Origin of the sequence: Stenotrophomonas ginsengisoli (genome assembly GCF_001431485.1) — a bacterium.
Classification (GTDB): Bacteria; Pseudomonadota; Gammaproteobacteria; order Xanthomonadales; family Xanthomonadaceae; genus Stenotrophomonas; species Stenotrophomonas ginsengisoli.
The window spans coordinates 72,222-95,425 of record NZ_LDJM01000010.1 but is presented as its reverse complement, the minus strand read 5'-3'; the positions used below and the strand labels follow the sequence as shown (position 1 = coordinate 95,425).

Below are 23,204 nucleotides of genomic sequence, written 5' to 3'. Positions count from 1 at the left end.
CCGGGCTGGCAATCAGGCGTCGATCAGTTGGGCCACACGTTCCAGGTTGACCCCGAGCTGGCGTTGCCGCTCCGGGTTGGCGTGGCACAGCAGCACGAACACACTGTCCAGCAGCAATTGCAACGAGGAACGGTACAACAGTTGCGCCATGTAAGGGGCATCGGCATTGGCGCAGGCAGCCAGGGCGGTATCGGCACTGGCACGCAACGGATTGGCCGTGTGCCGGGTGATGGTGATGACCTTGCCGCCCAGGGCCTGGAACTGGCGGCTGATGTGCACCAGCGGCTGCATCTTGCCGTACTCGGACAGCACGATCAGCACATCGTCGGCGCGCACCGTGGACAGGTCGGCCAGCATCAGGATCGCATCGGCATGGTGGATGGCCAGGATGCCCTGCAGGGACAGGCGCATGGCCAGGTCGCGTGCGTAGACGCCGTCATCGCCCAGGCCGTGCACGTACACGCGCGGTGCCTGGTCGATCAGGGCCACGGCCTGTTGCAGCAGTGGCAGCGGGTTGGTCAGCTGGGTCTGCAGCTGGGCCGCCTGGCGCAGGCTGCTCAGCTCGCGCAGGGCCAGTTCGGCCGCATCCTCCGGCGCGCTGACCGGCGCGCTGTCCGGGCTGTCAGGAAGCTCCTCGCCATGGCGGGCCACGGCCACACCGATGGAAAACTTCAGGTCCGGATAGCCGCGATAGCCGAACTTCTGCGCGAACTTGACCACCGAGGACTGGCTGATGCCCAGCGCATGGGCCACTTGCTGGGAGGAGTAATCGCGCAGCAGGTGGGCGTTGTCGCACAGAAAATCGGCGATGCGCCGTTCGATGGCGCTCATGCGTTCGCGCTCGGCGGCAATGCGCGTCAGTGGTGGCATGGTGCAACTCCTTTCGCACAAGCAAAAACGGCGGCCATGCGGCCGCCGTTGACAGGGGATCAGGCGATCATTTCCAGCGCCTGCACTTCGGTGATGCCCAGGCCGGGCGCGTCGGTGATGGAGATCTCCGACTCGTTGAAGTTGACCCCGCCGGTGACCGGGTTGAAGGCGCACAGCGACGGGCCGTCCAGGTCGATCTTGGTGATCACATCGCTCTTGGCCACGGCCAGGTGCACCGCAGCGGCCACCGAGATCGAGGACTCGAGCATGCAGCCGATCATGCACGGCACCCCGTGCAGGGCGGCAATGTCGGCCACACGGATGGCATTGGACAGGCCGCCGGTCTTCATCAGCTTGATGTTGATGATGTCCGCGGCGCGCTGCTGGATCAGGTCGATGGCCTGCAGCGGGCTGAAGGCGCTTTCATCGGCCATCACCGGGGTGTTGACGCGGTCGGTGACGTACTTCAGGCCGACGATGTCATCGGCCTTGACCGGCTGCTCCAGCAGTTCCAGCTCGACCCCGGCATTTTCCAGTGCGTTCATCGCATACACCGCCTGCTTGGCGGTCCAGCCCTGGTTGGCATCCAGGCGCAGCAGGGCGCGGCCATCAACCGCGGCATGGATGGCCTTGACCCGTTCGATGTCCAGGCCGATGTCCTTGCCGACCTTGATCTTCAGCGATTCAAAGCCGCGCTCCAGGGCAGAGAGCGAATCGGCCACCATCTTGTCGATGTGGTCCACCGAGATGGTGATGTCGGAGGTGATCACCGGCTCGCCGCCGCCCAGCATCTGGTACAGCGGGGCGTTGTGCAGCTGCGCCCACAGGTCGTACAGGGCAATTTCCACTGCCGCCTTGGCGCTGGTGTTGTGGATCATCGACGACTGCACCAGGGCGCAGTTGCGGTTCAGATCGGCAACTTCGCGGCCGATCAGGCGCGGCGCGATGCAGGTGCGGATGGCATCGATGATCGAGCCATGGATGTCGCCGGTGATGACCGCGGTGGCCGGTGCCTCGCCCCAGCCGATGTGGCCGGTATCGGTATGCACCTGCACGACCACGTCCTGCACGGTGTCCACGGTGCGCAGGGCGGTCTTGAACGGGGTCTTCAGGGGCACGCGCAGCATGCCCAGGCGGATGTCGGTGATCTTCATTTGTCGTTGGTCTTGCGGATGCGTTGGATGTTGGTCATGCGGTCGACATAGGTGGCGGTATCGCTGGCCATCATCGGCTCCAGCGGGGTCACCGAGACGCCATTGAGCTGGGCGGCCACGCGCTTGCCATCCAGGCCGAGGAAGCTGCCGCCATTGGTGTCGTGAATCATCCAGGTCAGGCCGTCGACCTTGCCGATGGCCATCATCACGTGGCCCGGGATGTAGACCAGGTCGCCTGGCTGCATGCCGTCCACGGCGGCCTGGCGCTGGGCCGCGCTGCTGCCGGCATCAAAGGCAATGCGGTCCAGGGCCGGGCTGATGCCCTGGCTGGAGGTGTTGCGCGGCAGCACGATGCCGAAGCTGCGGTAGATCTCCGAGACGAAGCCCGAGCAGTCGCGGGTGTTGTAGCTGTGGCCCCAGCCGTAGCGCTCGCCGAGGAATTTGAAGGCCTGGGTGAGCAGGTTGCGGCCGGTCAGCGGCAGGTAGTCGGCGGCCGTGTCGGCCGAGCGCGGCAGCAGGGCCGGCACCAGGGCCAGCGAGCCGTCATCGTTGCGTACCGGCAGCTGGATCACCCAGTGGGCGTGCCCCTGCTGGCCGTTGACGTTGTTGGCGGCCGGCCAGTCAGCCAACACCGGCACCTTGATGCCCATGTCCAGCTGCAGGTTCGATACCCGCGGCTCTTCCGGGGTGTGCACGGTGTGCGCGGTGGCGCCGGTGATGATGCGGAAATCCTTGCCCTGGCCGTAGTTGAAAACGGTGGCGGCATCGCCGATGCCCACGTGCTTCTTCTCCACCCAGGCCTGATAGCGTTCGCTGGCCACGAAGTACCAGTTGCCGTCGGCGCTTTCATGCAGCACCACCACGGCATCGCCGGGGAACAGCGCCGATTCTTGCCAGCGGTCAATGTCGGTATCACCGGCGCTGTTGAACACGCGCAGGGTGGTCGGGAAGGCGCGCAGGTCGGCGCGGTGGGTGACCAGGCCGTAACGGGCTGCTGCCTGTCCTGCGATGTTGCCCAGGCCGCGGTTGTCGACCTGGGCGCTGATCACCGCTGCATCGATGGCCTGGTGGTCCTGGCCGAAGTACTGGCGGGTCGGCACGCTGGCCGATTTTTCGATCTGCTCGCGCACCCAGTCACCACGCAGGGTGGCCGGAATCTGCCGCAGGTCATGGATCGAACTGTCCAGGCTGCGCATGCGTGCGTTCTGGGCGTTGATCGCGGCGCGGTCCAGGATCAGCGCATCGGCCTGCTCCAGACGGTTGATCCAGTAGCTGGCGGCAAGGTAGTCCTCGCGCAGGCCGACCACCGCGGCATGGTCTTCGGCGGCCAGCGCACGGGGCGCACTGAGTGCCGGCAGGCTGCTGCCCAGCAGCAGGGCGGTGGCCAGCAACAGGGGCAGGCGACGGGACAGGAGGCGGGCGGACATCAAGAATCCTCGGCGGGACGACGGGCTGATCATGAATAGTTATTCCTTTCAGCGCGAAGTGCAAGAATAAATTATTGACCGAATGACGGTTGCGTGATAAATAGCCCGTGCTGGTCATTATGAACGCTTCATGACGAACCGGCAGCCGTGTCCCGCAGGTCATGCCATGGCCAAGGACCGCTTCGGTGGTCCGTCCGTGGGCCGCAGGACAGGCGCGCGGCGCATGCAGGAGTTGAGCAGAGAGTTATCGCAGTACCCCGGCAAAGAGCGCGGCGCAGCACCCTCGCTCGTTCCCGCCGATTGCTGCCGGTGCCCTGGGCACTGGCAGCCGGCCAGATCATCAATCGTGACAAATCACTGCAGGAGAGAGCAGGGAATGAACCGCAATACTTTCAAGCGCGCCGCGCTGTGCGTGGCACTGGGTGCCTGCCTGGGCTCGATGGCCCCGATGGCGTTTGCGCAGAGCGCCACCGGTGCCGTTGCCGGCCGTGCCGCCGCCGGTGACCAGATCACCATCACCAATACCGCCACCGGCCTGACCCGCAGCGTGACCGTGGGCGCCGATGGCAGCTACCGCCTGACCCAGCTGCCGGTGGGCAACTACACCGTCAAGCGTGGTGGCGATGAAGTCAGCGTGGCCGTGCCGCTCGGTGGCACCGCCACGGTCAACCTGGCCGCAGGCAGCAATGACGCCACCAGCACCCTGGATGCCGTCCAGGTCAGCGGTGCCCGCGTGATCAACCGCGTGGACGTCTACTCCACCGAATCCTCCTTCAACGTCAACCGCGAAGAACTGGCGCGCATGCCGGTGGCCCAGGACATGTCCTCGGTGGCCCTGCTCGCTCCGGGCGTGGTCGGCGGCAACTCCAGCTTCGGCGGCATCTCCTTCGGCGGTTCGTCGGTGGCCGAGAATTCGGTGTTCATCAACGGCCTGAACGTCACCGATTTCTACAAGCGCCAGAGCTTCTCGGCCGCACCGTTCGCCTTCTTCAAGGAGTTCCAGGTCAAGACCGGCGGTTACTCCTCCGAGTTCGGCCGCTCCACCGGCGGCGTGATCAATGCGGTCAGCCGCTCGGGCAGCAACGAGCTGGAAGGCGGCATCGAAGTCACCTTCGCACCGGAAGCCGGGCGTGCCAGTGCCGAGGATCATTACTACGCTGATGGCCGCGTCAACGTGCGCTCCAGCCAGAACCGCAGCAGCGACCTGAAGACCAACGTCTGGGCCTCCGGTCCGCTGGTCCAGGACAAGCTGTTCCTGTTTGCCATGTACGAGCAGCGCGACAACCACGGTGGCTACACCAACAACGCCGGCGAGCGCTGGACCGGGCGTGAATCGGACAACGGTTTCTGGGGCGCCAAGCTGGACTGGAACATCAACAACAACCACCTGTTGGAATTGATGGCCTTCTCCGACGAGGGCGACACCGACTACGAGACCTATACCTATGACTTTGCCACCGGCAAGCGCGGCAACGAGGTGCTCAGCACCTCCACCGCGTCCAGCGGCGGCACCAGCGGTTCGTTGACCTACACCGCACACCTGACCGATACCTTCAGCGCCAAGGCGATGTACGGCATCAACCGCTCCAGCAGCTACAACAGCTCGCCGGCCGATTCGCTGTGCGATTACTACACCTACAACAACGCCAGCTGGGGCAACACCTACCGCGCGATGGGCAGCCCGACCCTGGGTTGCCACCCGGGCGGCACCGTCGTCTCGCATGAAGACGAGCGCGTGGCCAAGCGTCTGGACTTTGAGTGGGTGCTGGGCGACCACCAGCTGCGCTTCGGTTGGGATCACGAGCTGATGACCACCGACCGCACCACCTTCTATCCGGGTGCCAGCCGCAAGTACCACACCATCTACGGCACCAAGCCCGGCGACCTGCTGGACAACGGCGCAGTGGTCCCGGCCGGCGTCACCGAGATGGTCTACGTGCGCGAGCGCGCCGACGGCGGCAAGTTCGACATCAAGGCCAGCGCCTGGTACCTGGAAGACAACTGGAACGTGACCCCGGGCCTGATGCTCAACCTGGGCGTGCGCATGGACACGTTCGAGAACATGACCGCGGCCGGCACCACCTTCACCAAGCAGGACAACCTGTTCTCGCCGCGTCTGGGCTTCTCCTGGGACATGAAGGGCGACGGCAGCACCAAGCTGTTCGGTAACCTCGGCCGTTACTACATGCCGATCCCGAGCATCCTGAGCTACAACTTTGCCGGCGGCCTGAAGGACGAGCGCAGCTACTACGCGCTGGATGGCTTCACCACCCAGACCAACCCGGTCACCGGCACCACCTACCTGGCGCCGGTGCTGGGTCAGCAGCTGGGCCCAGTGGACACCTCGGCCAACATCTCCGTTGCTGACCTGCGCCAGAGCATCGACCGTGACTTGGATGCGGTGTACCAGGATGAGGCCATCCTCGGCTTCCAGGCCATGATCAACGACGCCTGGTCCTGGGGTGTCACCGGTACCTACCGCGAAATGGAAAACGCACTGGATGACATGCTCATCAACGCCCTGTGCGGCGTGCGCCATTCCAACCTGTGGCCGGTGGCCAACCCGGGTGACAAGCTGACCCTGTGGGGCACCACCGACATGGGCTGCGCCCAGGACGGCTGGGTGACCATCGACACCTCCAAGGAGGGCTACATCACCAACGGCAGCAACCGCATCATCGGTTACTCCAAGCCCAAGCGTACCTACAAATCGGTGGAGTTCCAGATCGACCGCGCCTGGGATGACAAGTGGGCCTTCAATGCCTCCTACATCTGGTCCAAGAGCGACGGCAACCACGAAGGTCCGGTCAACTCGGATACCAACTACGGTGACACCGGCATGGTCCAGCACTGGGATCACCCGGCCAACAACGAGCGCTATGGCGCCCTGTTCAACGACCGCCGCCACCAGATCAAGCTGCGCGCCAGCTACAAGTTCAACGAGATGTGGAGCATTGGCGGCACCCTGAGCGCCATGTCCGGTGGCCCGATCACCGCCTTCGGTGTGACCTGGCCGGACGAAGACCGTGCCGTGGCCAGCTATACCAACACCGGCAGCGGCGGCGGTACCGGCTGGCTGTGCGTGGCCAACTGTGCCGGCCCGTGGCAGGACCGCGAGTACAAGTACTCCGAACGTGGTGCCTTCGGCGACCTGCCGTGGACCTACAACCTGGGTGCTACCGTCACCTGGACCCTGCCGGTCGAGCACATCGACCTGAAGGCCCGCCTGTCGGTCTACAACCTGCTCAACGACCAGGAAGTGACCAATATCGCTGCCCGTTACGAAGGTCAGCCGGGCGTGATGCGTGACACCTTCGGCACCGCCACCAACTGGCAGTCGCCGCGTTACACCCAGCTGGTCGTGACCTGGAACTTCTAAGCACACCGGTGTAAACCACAACGGCCCGCACTGCGGGCCGTTGTCATTTCAGGGCAAGGAGCAAGGCAATGCAGGGCAAACCATCATGGGCACTGGCGCTGGGCGCCGCACTGGCATGGCTGCCGCTGGCAGCACAGGCCACCCCGGCAACGGACGATGAGGTGGAGCGCCTGGTCGACCAGGCCTTCGCGCGCTACGCACTGCCGGGCATGGCGGTGGGGGTGATCCAGGATGGCCAGGTGGTGCACATCGCCACCCGCGGCAAGCTGGCCATCGATGGTGACAGAGCAGTGGATGCCGATTCGCTGTTCAAGATCGCCTCCAACACCAAGGCGATGACCGGGGCGGTACTGGCGCGGCTGGTGCAGGCCGGCAAGCTGGCCTGGGACGACCCGGTGATCAAGCACCTGCCGCAGTTTGCGATGCACGATGCCTGGGTGACCGGGCACATGCAGGTGCGCGACCTGCTGATCCACAACTCCGGCCTTGGCCTGGGGGCGGGCGACCTGATGCTGTGGCCCGAGCCCAATGACTTTGACCGCGCCGACATCATTGCCGGCCTGGCCCATCTCAAACCGGTGAGCAGCTTCCGTGCCGGTTATGCCTACGACAACCTGCTTTACGTGGTGGCCGGCGAAGTGGCGGCCGCGGCCGCCGGCAAGCCGTTCAACCAGTTGCTGCGCGAGGAAATCTTCGTGCCGCTGGGGATGACCCGTTGCCAGGCCGGGGACTGGTCACCGGCCACCGTGGGCAATGTGGCCCAGCCGCATTACCGCAGTGGCGGCACGCATGTGGTTGGCCGCCGCGATGGCGACTGGGAAGCCGATTTCCCCTCCATGGCCGCCGGCGGTGTGCGCTGCTCGCTCAATGACATGCTGCGCTGGAGCCAGGTGCTGCTGGATCCGTCCGTAGTGCCGGGCTGGCTGGATGCCACCCAGCGCCGCGCGCTGTGGACCGCACACATGCCGATGCCGATCAGCCAGCGCCTGCGTGACTGGGACAACAGCCACTTCTACGCCTATGGCTATGGCTGGCGCCTGTCGGACATGGACGGGCAGTGGAAGGTGGCCCACACCGGCACCCTGTCCGGCATGTATTCCTCGCTGGCCCTGTTGCCGGACAGCCGCAACGGCGTGGTGATCCTGATCAACGGTGCCGGCGAAGCCGCGCGCACCACCCTGATGCAGGCCCTGCTCAAGCGCTGGACCCAGCCCGGGGCCGGGCTGGATGTGGCCCACTATGCCGATCAGCTCGATGCCGAGGCCGGCCAGGCCCGCGCAGCGGGGCGGAGTCGCCCGGATACGGCCGCGGCCAAGGCGGTGTCCGGCCGCTACCTGCCTGCTGCGCAGGGCCTGTACCGCGATCCCTGGTTTGGCCAGGTGCGCCTGTGCCCGCAGCAGGGGCAGCTGCAGTGGCAGTCGGAAAAATCCCCGCGCATGCAGGCGCAGGTCAAGCAGCTCGATGGCCGCCTGCTGCTGGATTGGCAACAGCTGGGTGAGGACGCCGATGCCTGGCTGCAGCTGCAGCCCGACGCCGTTGGTGTGTGGCAGATGCAGCTGTCCGCGATCGACCCGGATATCGATTTCAGCTACGACTACCCGGACCTGGCCTTCACCCGTATCGCCGATTGTCCCTGAGCCTGGGCAGCTGCAGGTTGCCCTGGCAACGCCGCGCCCGTGATGGGCGCGGCGTTTTTGTTGTCGTGCAGGTCTTGTGTGCATGCGTTGACGGTTTTGTGAACTGCGTGTTAAACATCTGTTCATCTTCTGGGGTGTGATGCCCCCGCAACGGCCACGCCAGGCCGGGCGCCGGGCGGGCAGGAGGAAGCAGTTGGCAGTTGGCAGTTCGTAGTGCGTGGTTCGCAGTCCAAGACAGTCGAGGTCGCTGCAGCGTTGCCGGGTCATGCGCCTGTCGTCGTGCGGCGGTCTTGTGTGCCGATCAGGAGAGAACGATGACGTTGAACAAGCTGGGCATGGCCATTGCAATGGCCTGCATGATCACCCCGGTAGTGGCCCACGCACAGCAGGGCGGCGAGCCGCAGACGCTGGACAAGGTGCGGGTCACCGGCAGCGCGATCAAGCGCACCGATGTGGAAACCGCGCTGCCGATCACGGTGATCCAGAAAGCCCAGATCGAGGCCCAGGGCATCAATTCGGCCGAGCAGCTGATGATGTACCTCAACATCGCCGGCAATGGTTCGGACAACCTGGCCGCCAACGGCGGCATCGTCTCCGAAGAACAGCGCGGCAACAACGGTGTGTCCGGTGCCAACCTGCGCGGCCAGGGCGCCGATGCGACCCTGGTCCTGCTCAATGGCCGGCGCGTGGCCAGCCACGGCCTGAAGGGCCGGGCGGTGGATCTGAATGCCATTCCGTTTGCGGCCATCGACCGGGTCGAGGTGCTGCGCGATGGCGCCTCGGCGATGTACGGCACCGATGCCATCGGCGGCGTGATCAACTTCATCACCAGGCGCGATTACCAGGGCGCACAGGTCTCGCTCAACACCGATACCACCGAAGCCGGTGGCGGCAACATGTACAGCGCCAACCTGCTGGCCGGCGGTGGTGACCTGGCCAATGACGGCTGGAACGTGTTCGGCTCGCTCAGCGTCAAGTCCAACGAGATCCTGCGCGGTACCGACCGCGATTTCTCCAACACCTTCCAGCCCGAGCGTGGCCTGTCGCCGGACAGCCGCGGCACGCCGTTTGCGACCGTGTTCAACCAGGCCGGCGGCCTGATCGGCAGTGGCCTGACCGACCCGCTGGACGGGTCACGGCAGACCGCGATCAACATCCTGGACATCCCCGGCGGCGCCGGCTGCGAGAGCGGCGGGGCCATGATGGGCCCGTATGACCACCGCCTGTGGGGCTCGGCGTCCTCGCGCTATGCCTGCGCCTATGACTACCCTTCGGCGGCGATCATCCAGCAGCCGCAGAAGAATGTGGACTTCATCGGCCGCGGCACCTTTGCCTTCGGTAACGGCCACCAGGCGTTTGTCGAGCTGACCGCCTCCAGGGTTGAAGTGCGCAAGGCCTTCGAGCCGAACCAGATTTCCTCCTCCACCTCGACCTCGGCCACTGCCTTCAGCATTGACAGCTGGTACCCGGCCAGCGGGGCCAATTACGACCGCGTGTACGACGCCCTGGCCGGCTATTTCGGCACCGCGGGCCTGAACTACGGTGCGCCGATTGCCTACCGTTGGCGTTGTGTGGCCTGCGGCCCGCGCAGCATCGAGACTCAAACCACCTCCTGGCGTTTCCTGGCCGGGCTGGAAGGGCAGATCGGCAGCTGGGATTACACCGCCGGTGTGTCGCGGGCTTCCAGTGATTCCTCTTCCACCCTGGTCAGTGGCTACCACTACATGGACCAGCTCAAGGCCGTGCTCGGCTCTGGCCTGATCGACCCGTTCCTGCTGCCTGGCGAGTCGCAGAGCGCTGCCGGCATGGCCGCGCTGGAGGCCGCTTCGGCGGCCGGGGTGAAGCTGTATGGCGGTGAGTCGATCCTGACCCAGATCGATGCCACCTTCTCCGGCGAGCTGGGCTTCAGCCTGCCCGGTGGTGCGGTGATGATGGCCACCGGCATTGACCTGCGCCGCGAGGAATACAAGTTCCAGGGCGATTCGCGCGAGACCGCACGGGCCATCTTCAATGCCCCGTTCGACGATGCCAATGCACTGGACAAGGTGCACCGTGACGTCAAGGCGGTGTTTGCCGAGTTCTACCTGCCGCTGCACGACACCCTGGATGTGACCCTGGCCGGTCGCTATGACCATTACTCCGGTTTCGGTGCCACCACCAACCCGAAGGTCTCCTTCAAGTGGCAGCCGATCGATTCGCTGGCCTTCCGCGGTGCCTACAGCACCGGCTTCAAGGTGCCCAGCTTCAACCAGCTGTTCAACGGCATGTCCGAGCAGCAGTACGCCGGCCTGGACCTGGCCGACCCGGCTTCCTGCCCGGGCGGACGGGCCAACGAGACGGTGCCCGGCTGCGAGATGATCCGCCCGGTGGAAATCTTCGGCGGCAAGGCCGACCTCAAGCCGGAGGAATCCGAACAGCGCAGCCTGGGCTTTGTGTGGTCGCCGAGCGACCGTTTCCACCTGTCGCTGGACTGGTGGGAGATCGAGCGCCTGGAAACCATCCGCGCCGCCGCGCGTGATGTGCTGATCGACAACTACGACCAGTTCACCGCCAACTGGATCCGCGATGCGTCCGGCCAGGTGGTGGCCATCGACCGCCGTTACATCAACTCCGGTGGCACCCTGACCAGCGGCATCGAACTGGACAGCAGCCTGCGTGGCGAACTGGCCGGTGGCACCTGGCAGCTGGGCTTCAACGGCAGCTACATCGACACCTTCAAGACCAAGGGCCTGGCCAGCCTGCCGTGGAGCGATGACCTGGTCGGCGACTACGTGCGCTACTACAACCTGCCGATCAAGTGGAAGCACACCCTGGGCTTTACCTGGAGCCGTGGTGACTGGGCCCACACCCTGACCCAGGTCTACCGCCACAGCTACAAGGACGAGCAGCCGATCAGCGTGGCCAACGGCACCTATGTGCCCAGCGCCTGGAACCCGGAAGTGGACAGCTACACCGTCTACAACTACTCGGTCAGCTGGACCGGCATCGACCAGCTCAAGGTCACCGCCGGCATCCGCAACCTGCTCGATACCGATCCGCCGTTCACCGCCCACCAGAACGACTATGCAGCCGGTGCGGCCTGGGAAACCCGTATTGCCGATCCGCGTGGCCGCTCCTGGCTGCTGGCCCTGCAGTATGATTTCTGAGCCGCTATTGCTTGTGGTCATCTGACCAACGCCCCCGCTTGCGGGGGCGTTTTTTGTCTGCCGCCGGAGAACGCCATGCGCCTTGCCCTTGCTTCATTGCTGTTGCTGTCCGCCACTGCGCTGCCGTGCCTGGCACAGGCAGACGATGTGACGCAGCCGCCCGATGCCAGTGCACAGCAGGCCGGGCTGGTGGATGTGGCCAGCCTGGCGCCGGATATCGACATCGACATGCGCTACCTGGGCAGCAACAACTTCACCGGCGCGCCGGTGCCGGGTTACCACGCCAACATCTGTTACCTGCGTGCCCCGGCTGCCGCTGCGTTGGCGCGGGTGCAGCAGCACCTGCTCGGCCAGGGTTACCGCCTGCAGGTGTACGACTGCTACCGGCCGGTGCAGGCGGTGCAGTCCTTCGTGGCCTGGGCACAGGCCCCGGCCGATGCGGCCGCCAAGGCCGCCTACTTCCCCAACATCGACAAGCCGGACCTGCTCAACGGCTACATCTCGGCCACCTCCGGCCACAGCCGTGGGCATACGGTGGATCTGGGCCTGCTCGATTGCCGTGGCGGCGCCTGCCATGCCTTGGACATGGGTACGCCGTTTGATTTCTTCGATCCGCGCGCCAACCTGGGTCACCCGCATATCACCCCGGCCCAGCAGGACAACCGGGAGTTGCTGCAGCAGGCCATGCAGGCCGAAGGCTTCGAGCCGTATGCGATGGAATGGTGGCATTTCAGCCATCCGCTGCAGCGCGAACAGGCCCAGGCACTGGATGTGCCGGTGCATTGAGCCGGCTGGTGCATTGAAAAATCGCTGTGCCGGCTGACATGTTCATTTGCCAGCAGGCAAAGCCGGCCTCGCACATCACGCGCAGAAGTGTGCGGATGGCCACGAAATGCGCCGGATTGAATCAACCGCTAACCGGCCTTTCATTTGTCCCTAACAGCGGGCTAGAACAGCGGCGGGCGGCATGGGTTAAATCGCCGTTGCGCGCGGCAAAGCCGGGGGGAATCGGTTCATCGCCGCACAGGCAGGGTAGGTTCCGCAGCCAGGGCACTCCCCTGTCCTGGCGCAACCAACCCCGAGAACCAGGAGCTGAACCCATGTCCCGATTCAACGCCCTTCCGCTGTGCGCCCTGCTTGTTGCCGCCGCTGCCGCCCCGGCAATGGCCCAGGAAACCAACGCCGCCGGCTCCGGCCAGAGCTGGGCCAGCCTGGATACCAATGGCGACGGCAACCTGAGCAAGGAAGAGGCCGCCGCCCACAGCACCCTGGCATCGGTGTTCGACAAGGTTGACAGTGATGCCGATGGCCAGCTGACCGCGCAGGAATACAGCAACTACCTGGCCAGCACTGCGGCCCCGGAAGCGGCCACCAGTGCCGATGTGGCCGAGCCGGTGAGCGAGCCGGAAGAAGAGCCGGTCAACTGATCCACACCTGTCACGCAGTGTGACCATCCCGCGGGGGCAGCCATGACGGCTGCCCCCGTCTGTGTGGGCAGGAGGGCGGGGCGGCGCTGCTATCCTTGGGCCATGAATACCCCCACCCCGCAAGCACGTTCCTCTGTCCTGGTCGGCTTTGATGCCGATGACACCCTGTGGAAGAGCGAAGACTATTACCGCGCCGCCGAGAAGACCTTCCAGTCCATCGTCGGCGAGTACATCGACATGACCAATCCACAGACGGCCGGCCACCTGCTGGCGGTGGAGCGGCGCAACCTGGGCATCTACGGTTACGGTGCCAAGGGCATGACCCTGTCGATGCTGGAAGCGGCCATCGAGATGACTGCCGGGCGCATCAGCACCGCCGATATCTCGCGCATCCTGCAACTGGGCCATGACACCCTGCGTCATCCGGTGGACCTGCTGGACGGTGTGCGCGAGGCGGTGGCCGCCATTGCTACCGAGCATCCGGTGGTGCTGATCACCAAGGGCGACCTGTTCCACCAGGAATCCAAGATCAAGCGCGCCGGCCTGCAGGACATCCTGCCGCGCATCGAGATCGTCTCGGAAAAGGACCCGGCCACCTACGCCCGCGTGCTGGCCGAATTCGCCGTGCCGATGGAGCGCTTCGTAATGATCGGCAATTCGTTGCGCTCCGACGCCGAGCCGGTGCTGGCCCTGGGCGGCTGGGCCGTGCACATGCCTTACGCGATGACCTGGGCCCACGAGCAGGAACACGGGGTGGACGCGGACCATCCGCGCCTGCGTCATGTCAGTTGCGCCGCGCAATGGCCGCAGACGGTTGCCAGCATCAGCGCCTTGATCGAAGAAGGTGCGCACGCATGAGCGCGCGCTGTGCCATCGCCTTGTCGCTGTTGTTGTGGCCGGTGTTGGCACTGGCCGAGCAAACCGCCGAGTTGACCGCGGCCTACCGCGCGCAGAGCGGGCGGGCTGATATCGATGCCGGCCTGAGCGACATCAACTACTACGTCGAGCGTCATCCGGATGCCTTTGTCGACGAGTTGCACCATGCCAGCGGGGTGGGGCGGGCGCAGTTGCGGCAGTGGCTGGCCCAGCCGCAGCGGCAGGCAGCCGATGTGTATTTCGCCTGCCAGCTCGGCGCGCTGCTCCAGCTGCCCTGCCTGCAGCTGCTGCAGGCCCGCGATGCGGCCGGCGAGGGTGACTGGGAGGCGGCGCTGGCCGCACAGGAGCTGCGCCTGGGAACCGCGCAGTGGCGGCAGTTGCGCCAGCGTTTCCAGCACAGTTACCGGGTCTGGGCACGGCCGCTGCCGGCCGCCTTGGGCAAGGCTTGATCCAGATCAAGCCGATGTTGCTGTGCGGATCGCAAAACGCCCGGCTAATGGTGACAATGGCCGGCATATTCCACCGCCACATGCTCGCCCGATGACCGCTGAAAACCTGGTTTCACCCGATCACATCCGCAGCCTGTTTGCCCAGGCGATGTCCCACATGTACCGCACCGAGGTGCCGCTGTATGGCGACCTGGTCGAGCTGGTGTCGGCGATCAATGCCAAGGTGCTGGCCGGCGATGCCGAGCTGGCGGCCTCGCTCAAGCGCAATGACGACTACGAGCGCATCGACCTGGAGCGCCATGGCGCGATCCGTGTCGGCACCGCGGCCGAGCTGGCGATGCTGCGCCGGGTGTTTGCGGTGATGGGCATGTACCCGGTGGGTTACTACGACCTGGCTGTGGCCGGGGTGCCGGTGCACTCCACCGCGTTCCGTCCGTTGGAGGCGGCCAGCCTGTCGCGCAACCCGTTCCGCGTGTTCTGCTCGCTGCTGCGCCTGGAGCTGATCGAGGACGCCGCGCTGCGCGAGCAGTCCGCCGCCATCCTGGCCAAGCGCAACATCTTCACCGATGCCGCCGTGACCCTGGTGGCCAAGGCCGAAGCGCAGGGCGGGCTGGACCAGGCCGATGCGCAGGCCTTTGTCGCCGAAGCGCTGGAAACCTTCCGCTGGCACAGCGATGCCACCGTGTCGCTGGCCACCTACCAGCAGCTGCACGATGCCCACCGCCTGATTGCCGACGTGGTCAGCTTCCGTGGCCCGCACATCAACCACCTCACCCCGCGCACTCTGGATATCGATGCCGCGCAGGAGGGCATGATCGCCGCCGGCATCGATGCCAAGGCGGTGATCGAAGGCCCGCCGCGTCGTGCCTGCCCGATCCTGCTGCGCCAGACCAGCTTCAAGGCGCTCAACGAGCCGGTGCATTTTGTCGGCGATGCCGGCGCGGCCGGTTCGCACACTGCGCGTTTTGGCGAAATCGAGCAGCGTGGCCTGGCCCTGACCCCGAAGGGACGCGCGCTGTATGACCAGCTGCTGGAACAGGCCCGTGCGGCCGAAGGCAGCACCGGCGATGACTACTACACCCGTCTGCAGACGGCCTTTGCCGGCTTCCCGGATGACTGGGCCAGCCTGCGCCGTGAAGGCCTGGGCTACTTCCGCTACCGCCTCACCGAGGCCGGTGCGGCACTGCCGGCCGCCGCGCGCCAGTTGCCGGCCGAGGTGTTGATCGAACGTGGCCTGGCCAGTGCCGACCCGATCGTCTACGAGGATTTCCTGCCCGTCAGCGCCGCCGGCATCTTCCAGTCCAACCTGGGCGGGGCCGAGCAGCGTGCCTATGCCGAGCAGGCCAACCAGGCCGCCTTCGAGGCCGCCCTGGGCGCGCCGGTGGGCGATGCCTTCGCCCTGTACGCCGGCATCGAGCAGGCCTCGCTGGACGCGCTCACCGCCTGATCGGTAAACGCAAGCGGGCGGCGGCCTTTCGCTGCCGCCCATGCCCGGGCTACTGTCGGCACATTCCACAAGGAGCTGTGCCGATGACCGCCGTATCCCGCGCCGTACTCGCCTCCGCCGTCCTGCTGGCCCTGGCCGGTTGTGCCAAGCACGTGGTGCAGGAAGCACCGCAGCCACGCGCCAGCGACATTGTCGCCCCGCCCAGTCCTCCCAGCCCGCCGGCACCGATGGCGCCCGCCATGCCGATGTCGGCCTACAGCGGCAATACCCTGCACCGGATGCAGGTCAGTGGCAGTCGGGTGGCACCGGCTCCGGTGGTCGAGGTCAACCGCGAGAACTACCAGCGCCCGGACGACAACCCGGTCAAGGCCACCGCCAGTGACCCGGTGTCCACCTTCTCGGTGGATGTGGATACCGGCAGCTACAGCAATGTGCGCAAGCTGCTGGAGCAGGGCAGCCGGCCGCCGGCCGATGCCGTGCGCGCCGAGGAGTTCATCAACAGCTTCCGCTACGGCCACCCGGCTCCGACAACCCGCGATGTGCCGTTCGCCTTCCATACCGAGCTGGCCCCGGCCCCGTGGGACAGCCGCCGCCAGCTGCTGATGATCGGCATCAAGGGCTATGAGCTGCCGCGTGATGCCCTGCCGCCGATGAACCTGGTGTTCCTGATCGACACCTCCGGCTCGATGTACTCGGCCGACAAGCTGCCGCTGCTGAAAAAAGCCTTCGCCCAGCTGGTGCCGCAGCTGCGCGCCCAGGACAAGGTGGCCATCGTCAGCTATGCCGGCAGTGCCGGCGAAGTGCTGCCGCCCACCGCCGGTGACCAGCACGCGCGCATCCTCGCCGCACTGGAGCAGCTGGAAGCCGGCGGCAGCACCAATGGCGGTGCCGGTATCGAGCTGGCCTATGCGCTGGCCCGGCAGTCGTTCATCCGTGGCGGTGCCAACCGGGTGCTGCTGGCCACCGATGGTGATTTCAATGTCGGCACGGTCAACCAGGGCGCACTGGAAACCCTGGTGGCAGACCGCCGCGCCAGCGGCATCGCCCTGAGCACGCTGGGCTTTGGCCGTGGCAACTACAACGATGCGATGGCCGAGAAGCTGGCCAACATCGGCAACGGCAACCATGCCTATATCGATTCGCTCAGCCAGGCTCGCAAGGTGCTGGTCGAGCAGATGGGCGGCACCCTGTACACCATCGCCAACGATGTGAAGATCCAGGTCGAATTCAACCCGGCACGGATCAGTGAGTACCGCCTGATCGGCTATGAAAACCGGGTGCTGGCCAACGAGGACTTTGCCAATGACAAGGTCGATGCCGGTGACATCGGCCCCGGCCACGAGGTCACCGCGCTGTACGAACTGACCCCGGTGGGCAGCGGCGCCGAACAGTTGCCGGCACGTCGCTATGCCACCGCGGCCAGTGCCACCCCGGCCGCGGTGGCCGGTGAAGTGGCCGAGCTGCGCCTGCGCTACAAGCTGCCCGGCCAGAACGACAGCAAGCTGTTGACCCGCCCGGTGCTGGCCGCCGATGCACGGCGCACGCCGAGCCAGTCGTTGCAGTGGGCGGCGGCGGTAGCCGGCTTTGCCGACCAGCTGCGTGGCGGTGAGCGCATGCCGGCCTGGAACTGGGACAAGGTCATCCAGGCGGCCCAGGCCGCACGTGGAACCGATGCCAACGGCGAACGCGCGCAGGCCGTGCAGCTGATGCGCCTGGCCCAAGGCCTGGTGGACAAGCCCCAGCCCGAGCTCGACAACTGATCCACCCGGGCAGTGCGCCTGCGTCTGTTGAATACAGCCAGGCGCCTTGCCATGGATCAGTGCAGATGTCAGTTCCTGTGTCTGGACAGGATGGCTTGCCTGGATCACGCCATCAGGCCGGTTGGTTCCGTGGCGATAAGGGCAGGAGGGGCGCGGCGATTGGCACGGACGGGCAGTGTGTGCTGCTTCCCGGCAATGAGGGGACGACGCTGACCCTGTCACCGCACCGGCTCAGTTGTTGGCAACGCTGCACCAATAGGTGCCAGACAGGCGCTGAGCCTGGTGAAAATACGACCCGGGCAGGTGTAAACGCCTGCGCCTGTTTCCTGATCCGGTTGTGCGGCCGGCAGCGCTCAATCAGCGGCCACCATCACCCGATACGCGCTGTGGCTTGCCAGCTGCGTTGATGCATTGCCCGGTATTGTCTGCGCGCATCGCCGCCGCTAGTGTGTGCATCGCTCCCGCTGTGCAGTGCGCGCGGAGCAGAAGGGGCCCGTGTCTGTACGGGTGATTTGTGCGGTATGGGGTTGGTGATGTCGGAAGATGATCTGGGTTTGACGGCCGAACAGCAGGCCAGAAAGAAACAGCTGGAGTTGTATTCCACCCTGATCGGCGTGGCGGTGGCGGTAGTTGTCTCTGGTGTGGGCTGGCTGCTGATCCGTGAGGCCTATCCGTACCTGCGCTATTTCTATTTCATGGGTGTGGGGCTGGGCAGTTTTTTCCTGGCCTATGTGGCCAGCCATTGGCTGATGGCCGCCAGTGCGCGTTGTGACCAGTGCAGCGCCCTGTACAGCGTGAGCATGACCGACAAGCAGGAACGCTACCTGTCCTCCACGCCGCGTCATCGTGAGGTGGAAGCCGGGCGCTCGATCTCCGGGCCCAACGAAGGCAAGCGCCTGATCCGCAAGATCAGCTGGACCGAAACCCGTTACGAGGTGAGCAAGACCTATGTCTGCACGTCGTGCGGCGATACCCGCGTGCAGCGTTCCACCCGCACCAGCAAGGAAAACGAGCACAGCGATGATGTATATCGCCGTTGATGGTTTCCCGCGTGCTTGATGCGTCAAACCCGGCGTTTGCCGGGTTTATTGTGGCTATGCGCGAAGTGGCCTTGCCAGCATGACGCTTGCATGCAAGGCATCCGCTCGCAGCGCCCACGCCAATGTCGGGTTGCAGGCGCAATAAATGATCCGGTCTTGCCTATCCTGCACCGGTTATCAATGGCAACAGGATGTGGCTGTGATCAAGTGCGTGATGGTGTGCCTGGCAATGCTGCCGGCCGTGGCAAGTGCCTGGGAAACCCCGCTGCAGGCGGTGGAGCAGTTCGTGGCCTGGGAGCTGGGCGGTGGGCGCCTGCACAGCGATGCCGAAGGCATGCAGCAGCACCTGCACCTGGAGCCGGATTACGAGGGCATCGGTGCCGATACCGTGCTGCTGAGCAGTGGCCACCGCCTGGGTAAACCGCGTTGCCATGGCAGCAACTGCACTGTGGTGGTCAACTACCAGCTGCCGGCGCTGACCGGCGAGGAAGAGCTGCCACTGGGCAACGGCCCGCGCGCACGCAACGAGCGGGTCAGCTACCGCATCCTGGCCGTGGACGGGGACTGGCGCATCGATTCGGGCTCGTTGACCGATACGCCGATCATCAATGCGCAAACCCTGGCCGCGCATACGGCAATGCTGGCCGCTGACGATGAGCCGGCTGACCAGACGCAGGGCCCGGCCAACGACCTGTAAGCCTGCTGCCTGATGCCCGGTTGCGGCGCGCTGGTGCTGGCGCCGCAACAATGGCATCCGCTGGAGCGGCCGGCTCAGCGGGGAGCGGATTTTGCCGGCACCAGCCCTTGTGCCTGCAGTGCGGGTTGTTCGTAGCGCGCGTCCTCGGCCGGGTAGCGCAGGCCGGGCAGGTCCTGCGCCTTGGCCAGTGCCCAGACAATGCTTTCCCCGGCCGGCAGGATGTCCGGCTGTTGCCGGTAAAGCACATCGTCGAAGGCCTGCAGGGGCGATATGAAGCGCCAGCCGTGGCCCTGGAAGGCGCTCACCAGTTGCGGCAGGGCATCGGCATTGAGCCGGTTGGTGTGCAGCAGCAGGACATGGTCCGGGCTGCGGCCGAGCAGCTGCCGGGCCAGCTGCTCGTAGTAGGCGGCGCGGTCGAGCAGGTGCTGGATGTAGGCCTGTTGGATCTGCCCGGCCTTGCCGCTGTCGCCGTTTTCCAGCCACGACAGATACAGTAGGTTGTAGTACCAGTCGCTGGCATCGATGGACACCGGCGCTGCGCGGTAATCATTTTCCTCAAGCCAGCTGCGCATGCCGTCGCGTTTGTCTGCGGTGTTGCCTTCTTTCAGATAAGGAAAGCGCAGCATCCGCTGCCAGCCCGGCAGGTGGCCGTAATGGCGCTGGGCCTGCTCCACCTGTTCAATGAAGGTGGCCAGGCTCGTGCTGCTGGCGGCCAGACTGCGGTGCTCGCTGGTGTGGTTGCCCACGGCGTGGCCGGCAGCAGACCACTGCGCGATCAAGGCCGTACCGCTGCCTGTTCCCGTGCGTGCCAGTGACGGGAACACCATCGCATGGATCTGCAATTGCTCCAGGTGTGCCAGCAGCTGGGCATTCCAGCCGGCCGCTGCGGGCTGGGTATCCGGATCCAGGCCATCATCAAAGGTCAGGCTCAGGGTCTGCGCCCGGGCCGGGATGACCACGAGCAGGGCCAGCAGCATCAGTAGACGGGTCATGGGCAACATCTGGGCACGGGCTGGCGATGGCCGGGCAGTATACGAGGCGGTGGTTGGCCAACAGCACCGGCCGGTGGTTGTGGGCAGGGCGGCCGGGCACGCTGCAGGCGGTGCAGGCTGTCACTGTCGGGGCAGCAGGGCCGGGCGATGCGCATGGCGGGCCGGCGCATTGCCGCAGCCAGGTACATGCAGCGCACAAAACCGGCAGTTGCCTGCGTGAAAACCGTCGTCCAGCGCACAAAACGGTGGTTTGGCGTTTTACCTGGTTGATGGCATTGCCTAGATTGATCGGCTTGATGAATGCCAGAGCGTTGCCATGACCATGTGCTGCACGACAGGCCGTATGGCGGCTGCCCTGATGGTGTCCGCTGCACTGACCCTTGGCGGCTGCACCAGTATGGGCAAGGAAGCTGCCGGCAACCTGCCCGAGAAAAGGAACCCTGCAATGAACGATGCGTTGTATTCCGCGGTGGCCGCGCTGGCCGCCATTGACCTGGACCAGCTCGATGCGCTGCAGGCGCAGCTGGGCACCACGTTGCAGGCACAGGAAAGTGGACAGGGCTGGCAGCTGCGCAAGGCCACAGCCGGCCAGTTGGGCCCGGTGGCGCTGGCCGAGGTGGAGCTGCGCTCACCGCCGGCGGGGCAGGCCGGTTCGCCGGTGCTGTTGCTGCGCCTGGCCCAGCCGCAGCCGATGCAGCCGCTGCAATGGCCTGATGCGGTTCCCTCCGCGCCGCGCCCGGATGCACCGGATGCACCGGCATGGTGGGAGCTGCGTCTGTCCAGCAGCCGCGTCCTGCTGGGGCTGGATCACAGTGGCGCGCAGATCGTCTCGATCAGCGTGAGGCAGCAGCGATGACCGGGGCCGTGGGCGGCGCGCCCGCCGCAGCACCGTCACCGCTGCAGGACCCGGCCTTCACCGCGCTGTTGCCGCATTCGGCCACGCTGCGCGGTGACCTGGCCCAGATCCAGGCCGATGGCCTGGCCGTGGAGTGGGGGCGTGCCGGCGGTGGCACCTTCTATGACCGCGCCAATGCGCGGATCGTGCTGGATGAAAAATCCCAGGGCGACGGGGCGTGGATTGCACGGTCGATTTCCCACGAAATGGGCCACCATCGTTTCACCGAGGCGCCCGATTACAGCTCGCGCCAGGCCTATGTGGATTACCAGCTGCGCAACGAGGGGGCCGCGACCCTGGCCAATGCCACCGTGCGCCACGAAATCGTCCAGAGCGGTGGCCCGGACATCAATGTCAGCGGTGCGGGCAAGGCCGATTACATCCGCATTGCCGGCGAGCACCTGGCCGGCAACCTCAGCCGTGACCAGGCCATCGGCCAGATCGCGGCCGTGTTCGGCACCGAGAAGCCTTCGGTGTCCACCGGCAGCTATGTCGATTACTACGGTGGCCATTACGACACCGCCCTGGTGCCGTGGCTGCGCGCCACCGGCAGGCTGCCCGAGCCGGCCGACGCGGCGCTCACACAGGCGGCACACCCGGGTGACCAGCGCATGGCCGAGCACCTGCGCGGGCAGTTGCCGGCCGGCACCAGTGCCGAGCACCTGCTGGACCTGTCGGTACGCGCGCGCGAACTGGGCCTGCATCCGGGCAACAGCCAGGTGCTGCAGCAGGGTGAGCAGGCCTGGGTGGCTTCCACCCAGACCCCGGGCATGCGGGTGATGGCCGACCTGCAGGCCGCCGCGCCGGCGCTGGAACACTCACTGCAACGCAGCCAGGCCATCGAGCAGGGCCAGCAGCAGGCCCACGGCGAGCGCAGCCAGGCGATGGCGCAGTAAGCGGGGGCGCAGCCAGCGTGGAACGTCAGTGCCGGGCCGCAGGGCCCGGCGTGTGATTGGCCAGTGCCGGGCAATCGCATACCGAAGTGGCACGCGTGCAGGGCATGGCGGGTGATTGCCCAATGGCGCGAGGGTGATCCAGTGGGCTCAGCCTGTTGCCGCAAAGCCCGGGTGATAGGCCACCGTGCCTTGGGCCATGGCGCTGCCAAAGCACCGGGCCTGGAAGTAGTGCGCAGGCACGCCCGGCAGCTGCAGGCCGGGCACTTTGGTAAAGCCGAAGCGCTGGTAATACCCCGGTTCGCCCAGCACCACGCAACCGGCCGCACCCTTGGCCTGCAGTTGGGCCAGCGCCTGATTGATCAGGCCTGTGCCGATGCCTCTGCCCTGGTATACCGGCAACACCGACACCGGGCCCAGCCCGTACCAGCCATGGCTGCCGTCACTGATGCTCACCGGTGAGATCGCCACATGGCCCACCACCTGGCCTTCCACGTCGGCCAGCAGCGAGACGGTCAGTGCCCCGGCGGCGCGCAACGCATCCACAATCGCGCTTTCGCTGCCACTGCTGTGCGGCGCGTTGGCAAAGGCAGCCTGGGTAAGGCCGGCAATGGCGGCGATATCGCCGGCGTGTTCGCTGCGCAGCGTGGTCATCGGCAGGCTCCCGGTCACGGTTCAGGCCTGGATCGTAGCGCACGCCACTCAATCGCCGAGCAGGCGCTCGAAGGCGCGCTCGGCCAGGACCGGGGCGACCACCGTTTCCATCAGCCCTGGCACCGGCGGCGGTGCCCCTGCCGACAACTGCAGGCGGTGCAGGGCCTGGTGCACCTTGAGCAAATCATCGTGGATGGCCAGCACCATCAGCGGCAGGCCGAATATCGCAGTGGCAATGACGATGCCCAGCACACCACCCAGCAGATAACCCAGCCATCCCGGCAGGGCGATATCGGGTGTAACGGCCAGTGCACCACCGGCCACCGTGGCTGCGATGATCGTCAACGGTGCGCCAATATAGATGGCCAGTTTGAACAACAGCGTCAGCAATCGGTACATGGTGCCACTCCCCCTGTGGTTGGATGTGTTGCCTGCGACGGATATCTGCTCAATTACTTCAG

At 65.9% G+C, this 23,204-nt stretch carries 20 protein-coding genes; 14 read left to right on the top strand and 6 right to left on the bottom strand.

The genetic code is table 11. The features are described 5' to 3' along the window. Positions 1-12: 12 nt before the first annotated feature. The 3 genes from ABB30_RS03885 to ABB30_RS03875 are packed head-to-tail and all read right to left on the bottom strand — an operon-like array spanning position 13 to position 3,451. On the bottom strand, positions 13-870 hold the full coding sequence (locus ABB30_RS03885) for a MurR/RpiR family transcriptional regulator (protein WP_057637002.1): 858 nt from the start codon (positions 868-870) through the stop codon (positions 13-15). Between the two features lie 59 nt (positions 871-929). Beyond that, positions 930-2,024: a dipeptide epimerase gene (locus tag ABB30_RS03880; protein ID WP_057637001.1), complete on the bottom strand. Its 1,095-nt coding sequence runs from the start codon at positions 2,022-2,024 to the stop codon at positions 930-932. Next, a complete protein-coding gene (locus ABB30_RS03875; protein WP_057637000.1) occupies positions 2,021-3,451 on the bottom strand; it encodes a C40 family peptidase in 1,431 nt (476 codons plus the stop codon). Before ABB30_RS03875 ends, ABB30_RS03880 begins: the two co-directional genes overlap by 4 nt. Positions 3,452-3,827: 376 nt before the next feature. Between ABB30_RS03875 and ABB30_RS03870 the strand changes: the two genes are divergently transcribed. The 11 genes from ABB30_RS03870 (at position 3,828) to ABB30_RS03820 (ending at position 19,309) form a co-directional block, all read left to right on the top strand. Beyond that, on the top strand, positions 3,828-6,830 hold the full coding sequence (locus tag ABB30_RS03870; RefSeq protein ID WP_057636999.1) for a TonB-dependent receptor: 3,003 nt from the start codon (positions 3,828-3,830) through the stop codon (positions 6,828-6,830). Positions 6,831-6,898: 68 nt separating this feature from the next. Then, entirely contained in the window at positions 6,899-8,467 is a 1,569-nt protein-coding gene (locus ABB30_RS03865) for a serine hydrolase domain-containing protein (RefSeq protein ID WP_057636998.1), read from the top strand. Between the two features lie 314 nt (positions 8,468-8,781). Further along, on the top strand, positions 8,782-11,613 hold the full coding sequence (locus ABB30_RS03860) for a TonB-dependent receptor plug domain-containing protein (protein ID WP_057636997.1): 2,832 nt from the start codon (positions 8,782-8,784) through the stop codon (positions 11,611-11,613). 75 nt (positions 11,614-11,688) lie between these two features. Further along, a complete protein-coding gene (locus ABB30_RS03855; RefSeq protein WP_083489674.1) occupies positions 11,689-12,399 on the top strand; it encodes a M15 family metallopeptidase in 711 nt (236 codons plus the stop codon). A gap of 314 nt (positions 12,400-12,713) precedes the next feature. Beyond that, positions 12,714-13,040, top strand: a complete 327-nt coding sequence (locus ABB30_RS03850) for an EF-hand domain-containing protein (protein WP_083489673.1) — start codon at positions 12,714-12,716, stop codon at positions 13,038-13,040. Positions 13,041-13,142: 102 nt separating this feature from the next. Beyond that, a complete protein-coding gene (locus tag ABB30_RS03845; RefSeq protein WP_057636995.1) occupies positions 13,143-13,898 on the top strand; it encodes an HAD family hydrolase in 756 nt (251 codons plus the stop codon). Further along, positions 13,895-14,365, top strand: a complete 471-nt coding sequence (locus ABB30_RS03840; protein ID WP_057636994.1) for a hypothetical protein — start codon at positions 13,895-13,897, stop codon at positions 14,363-14,365. The genes ABB30_RS03845 and ABB30_RS03840 overlap by 4 nt, the downstream gene beginning before the upstream one ends. A gap of 91 nt (positions 14,366-14,456) precedes the next feature. Next, complete coding sequence (gene hglS / locus ABB30_RS03835) at positions 14,457-15,812, top strand: 2-oxoadipate dioxygenase/decarboxylase HglS (RefSeq protein WP_057636993.1); 1,356 nt, start codon at positions 14,457-14,459, stop codon at positions 15,810-15,812. Positions 15,813-15,895: 83 nt separating this feature from the next. Further along, entirely contained in the window at positions 15,896-17,572 is a 1,677-nt protein-coding gene (locus ABB30_RS03830) for a vWA domain-containing protein (RefSeq protein ID WP_083489672.1), read from the top strand. A 533-nt stretch (positions 17,573-18,105) separates the two neighbouring features. Further along, positions 18,106-18,612, top strand: a complete 507-nt coding sequence (locus ABB30_RS03825) for a hypothetical protein (RefSeq protein ID WP_152980554.1) — start codon at positions 18,106-18,108, stop codon at positions 18,610-18,612. Positions 18,613-18,811: 199 nt separating this feature from the next. After that, positions 18,812-19,309, top strand: a complete 498-nt coding sequence (locus tag ABB30_RS03820; RefSeq protein WP_152980553.1) for a hypothetical protein — start codon at positions 18,812-18,814, stop codon at positions 19,307-19,309. 74 nt (positions 19,310-19,383) lie between these two features. Here the strand turns inward: ABB30_RS03820 and ABB30_RS03815 are convergent, their stop codons facing one another. Continuing rightward, positions 19,384-20,301, bottom strand: a complete 918-nt coding sequence (locus tag ABB30_RS03815; protein WP_057636990.1) for a polysaccharide deacetylase family protein — start codon at positions 20,299-20,301, stop codon at positions 19,384-19,386. 53 nt (positions 20,302-20,354) lie between these two features. On the opposite strand from ABB30_RS03815, the gene ABB30_RS16115 reads away from it, so the two are divergent. The 3 genes from ABB30_RS16115 to ABB30_RS03805 all read left to right on the top strand — a co-directional run bounded on the left by ABB30_RS16115 (position 20,355) and on the right by ABB30_RS03805 (position 22,092). Beyond that, complete coding sequence (locus tag ABB30_RS16115) at positions 20,355-20,621, top strand: hypothetical protein (protein ID WP_152980552.1); 267 nt, start codon at positions 20,355-20,357, stop codon at positions 20,619-20,621. 125 nt (positions 20,622-20,746) lie between these two features. After that, entirely contained in the window at positions 20,747-21,157 is a 411-nt protein-coding gene (locus ABB30_RS03810) for a hypothetical protein (protein WP_152980551.1), read from the top strand. Then, entirely contained in the window at positions 21,154-22,092 is a 939-nt protein-coding gene (locus ABB30_RS03805) for a hypothetical protein (RefSeq protein WP_152980550.1), read from the top strand. The genes ABB30_RS03810 and ABB30_RS03805 overlap by 4 nt, the downstream gene beginning before the upstream one ends. A gap of 147 nt (positions 22,093-22,239) precedes the next feature. On the opposite strand, the gene ABB30_RS03800 is transcribed toward ABB30_RS03805, so the two are convergent. Both ABB30_RS03800 and ABB30_RS03795 read right to left on the bottom strand, forming a co-directional pair. Beyond that, positions 22,240-22,743 (bottom strand): GNAT family N-acetyltransferase, encoded by a 504-nt coding sequence (locus ABB30_RS03800; RefSeq protein ID WP_057636987.1) that lies wholly within the window; start codon positions 22,741-22,743, stop codon positions 22,240-22,242. 48 nt (positions 22,744-22,791) lie between these two features. After that, positions 22,792-23,142 carry a hypothetical protein gene (locus ABB30_RS03795; RefSeq protein ID WP_152980549.1) on the bottom strand — a complete coding sequence of 117 codons (351 nt, stop codon included), beginning with the start codon at positions 23,140-23,142 and terminating at the stop codon, positions 22,792-22,794. Positions 23,143-23,204: the final 62 nt, after the last annotated feature.

What these genes read in the sequence shown, in the direction of transcription:
- ABB30_RS03855 (WP_083489674.1), top strand. Translation starts at nt 11,689, where the DNA reads ATGCGCCTTGCCCTTGCTTCATTGCTGTTGCTGTCCGCCACTGCGCTG.
- ABB30_RS03805 (WP_152980550.1), top strand. Translation starts at nt 21,154, where the DNA reads ATGACCGGGGCCGTGGGCGGCGCGCCCGCCGCAGCACCGTCACCGCTG.
- hglS (WP_057636993.1), top strand. Translation starts at nt 14,457, where the DNA reads ATGACCGCTGAAAACCTGGTTTCACCCGATCACATCCGCAGCCTGTTT.
- ABB30_RS03860 (WP_057636997.1), top strand. Translation starts at nt 8,782, where the DNA reads ATGACGTTGAACAAGCTGGGCATGGCCATTGCAATGGCCTGCATGATC.
- ABB30_RS03815 (WP_057636990.1), bottom strand. Translation starts at nt 20,301, where the DNA reads ATGACCCGTCTACTGATGCTGCTGGCCCTGCTCGTGGTCATCCCGGCC.
- ABB30_RS03850 (WP_083489673.1), top strand. Translation starts at nt 12,714, where the DNA reads ATGTCCCGATTCAACGCCCTTCCGCTGTGCGCCCTGCTTGTTGCCGCC.
- ABB30_RS03845 (WP_057636995.1), top strand. Translation starts at nt 13,143, where the DNA reads ATGAATACCCCCACCCCGCAAGCACGTTCCTCTGTCCTGGTCGGCTTT.
- ABB30_RS03875 (WP_057637000.1), bottom strand. Translation starts at nt 3,451, where the DNA reads ATGTCCGCCCGCCTCCTGTCCCGTCGCCTGCCCCTGTTGCTGGCCACC.
- ABB30_RS03800 (WP_057636987.1), bottom strand. Translation starts at nt 22,743, where the DNA reads ATGACCACGCTGCGCAGCGAACACGCCGGCGATATCGCCGCCATTGCC.
- ABB30_RS03870 (WP_057636999.1), top strand. Translation starts at nt 3,828, where the DNA reads ATGAACCGCAATACTTTCAAGCGCGCCGCGCTGTGCGTGGCACTGGGT.
- ABB30_RS03880 (WP_057637001.1), bottom strand. Translation starts at nt 2,024, where the DNA reads ATGAAGATCACCGACATCCGCCTGGGCATGCTGCGCGTGCCCCTGAAG.
- ABB30_RS03795 (WP_152980549.1), bottom strand. Translation starts at nt 23,142, where the DNA reads ATGTACCGATTGCTGACGCTGTTGTTCAAACTGGCCATCTATATTGGC.
- ABB30_RS03810 (WP_152980551.1), top strand. Translation starts at nt 20,747, where the DNA reads ATGAACGATGCGTTGTATTCCGCGGTGGCCGCGCTGGCCGCCATTGAC.
- ABB30_RS03865 (WP_057636998.1), top strand. Translation starts at nt 6,899, where the DNA reads ATGCAGGGCAAACCATCATGGGCACTGGCGCTGGGCGCCGCACTGGCA.
- ABB30_RS03840 (WP_057636994.1), top strand. Translation starts at nt 13,895, where the DNA reads ATGAGCGCGCGCTGTGCCATCGCCTTGTCGCTGTTGTTGTGGCCGGTG.
- ABB30_RS03830 (WP_083489672.1), top strand. Translation starts at nt 15,896, where the DNA reads ATGACCGCCGTATCCCGCGCCGTACTCGCCTCCGCCGTCCTGCTGGCC.
- ABB30_RS03885 (WP_057637002.1), bottom strand. Translation starts at nt 870, where the DNA reads ATGCCACCACTGACGCGCATTGCCGCCGAGCGCGAACGCATGAGCGCC.
- ABB30_RS03825 (WP_152980554.1), top strand. Translation starts at nt 18,106, where the DNA reads ATGTCGGAAGATGATCTGGGTTTGACGGCCGAACAGCAGGCCAGAAAG.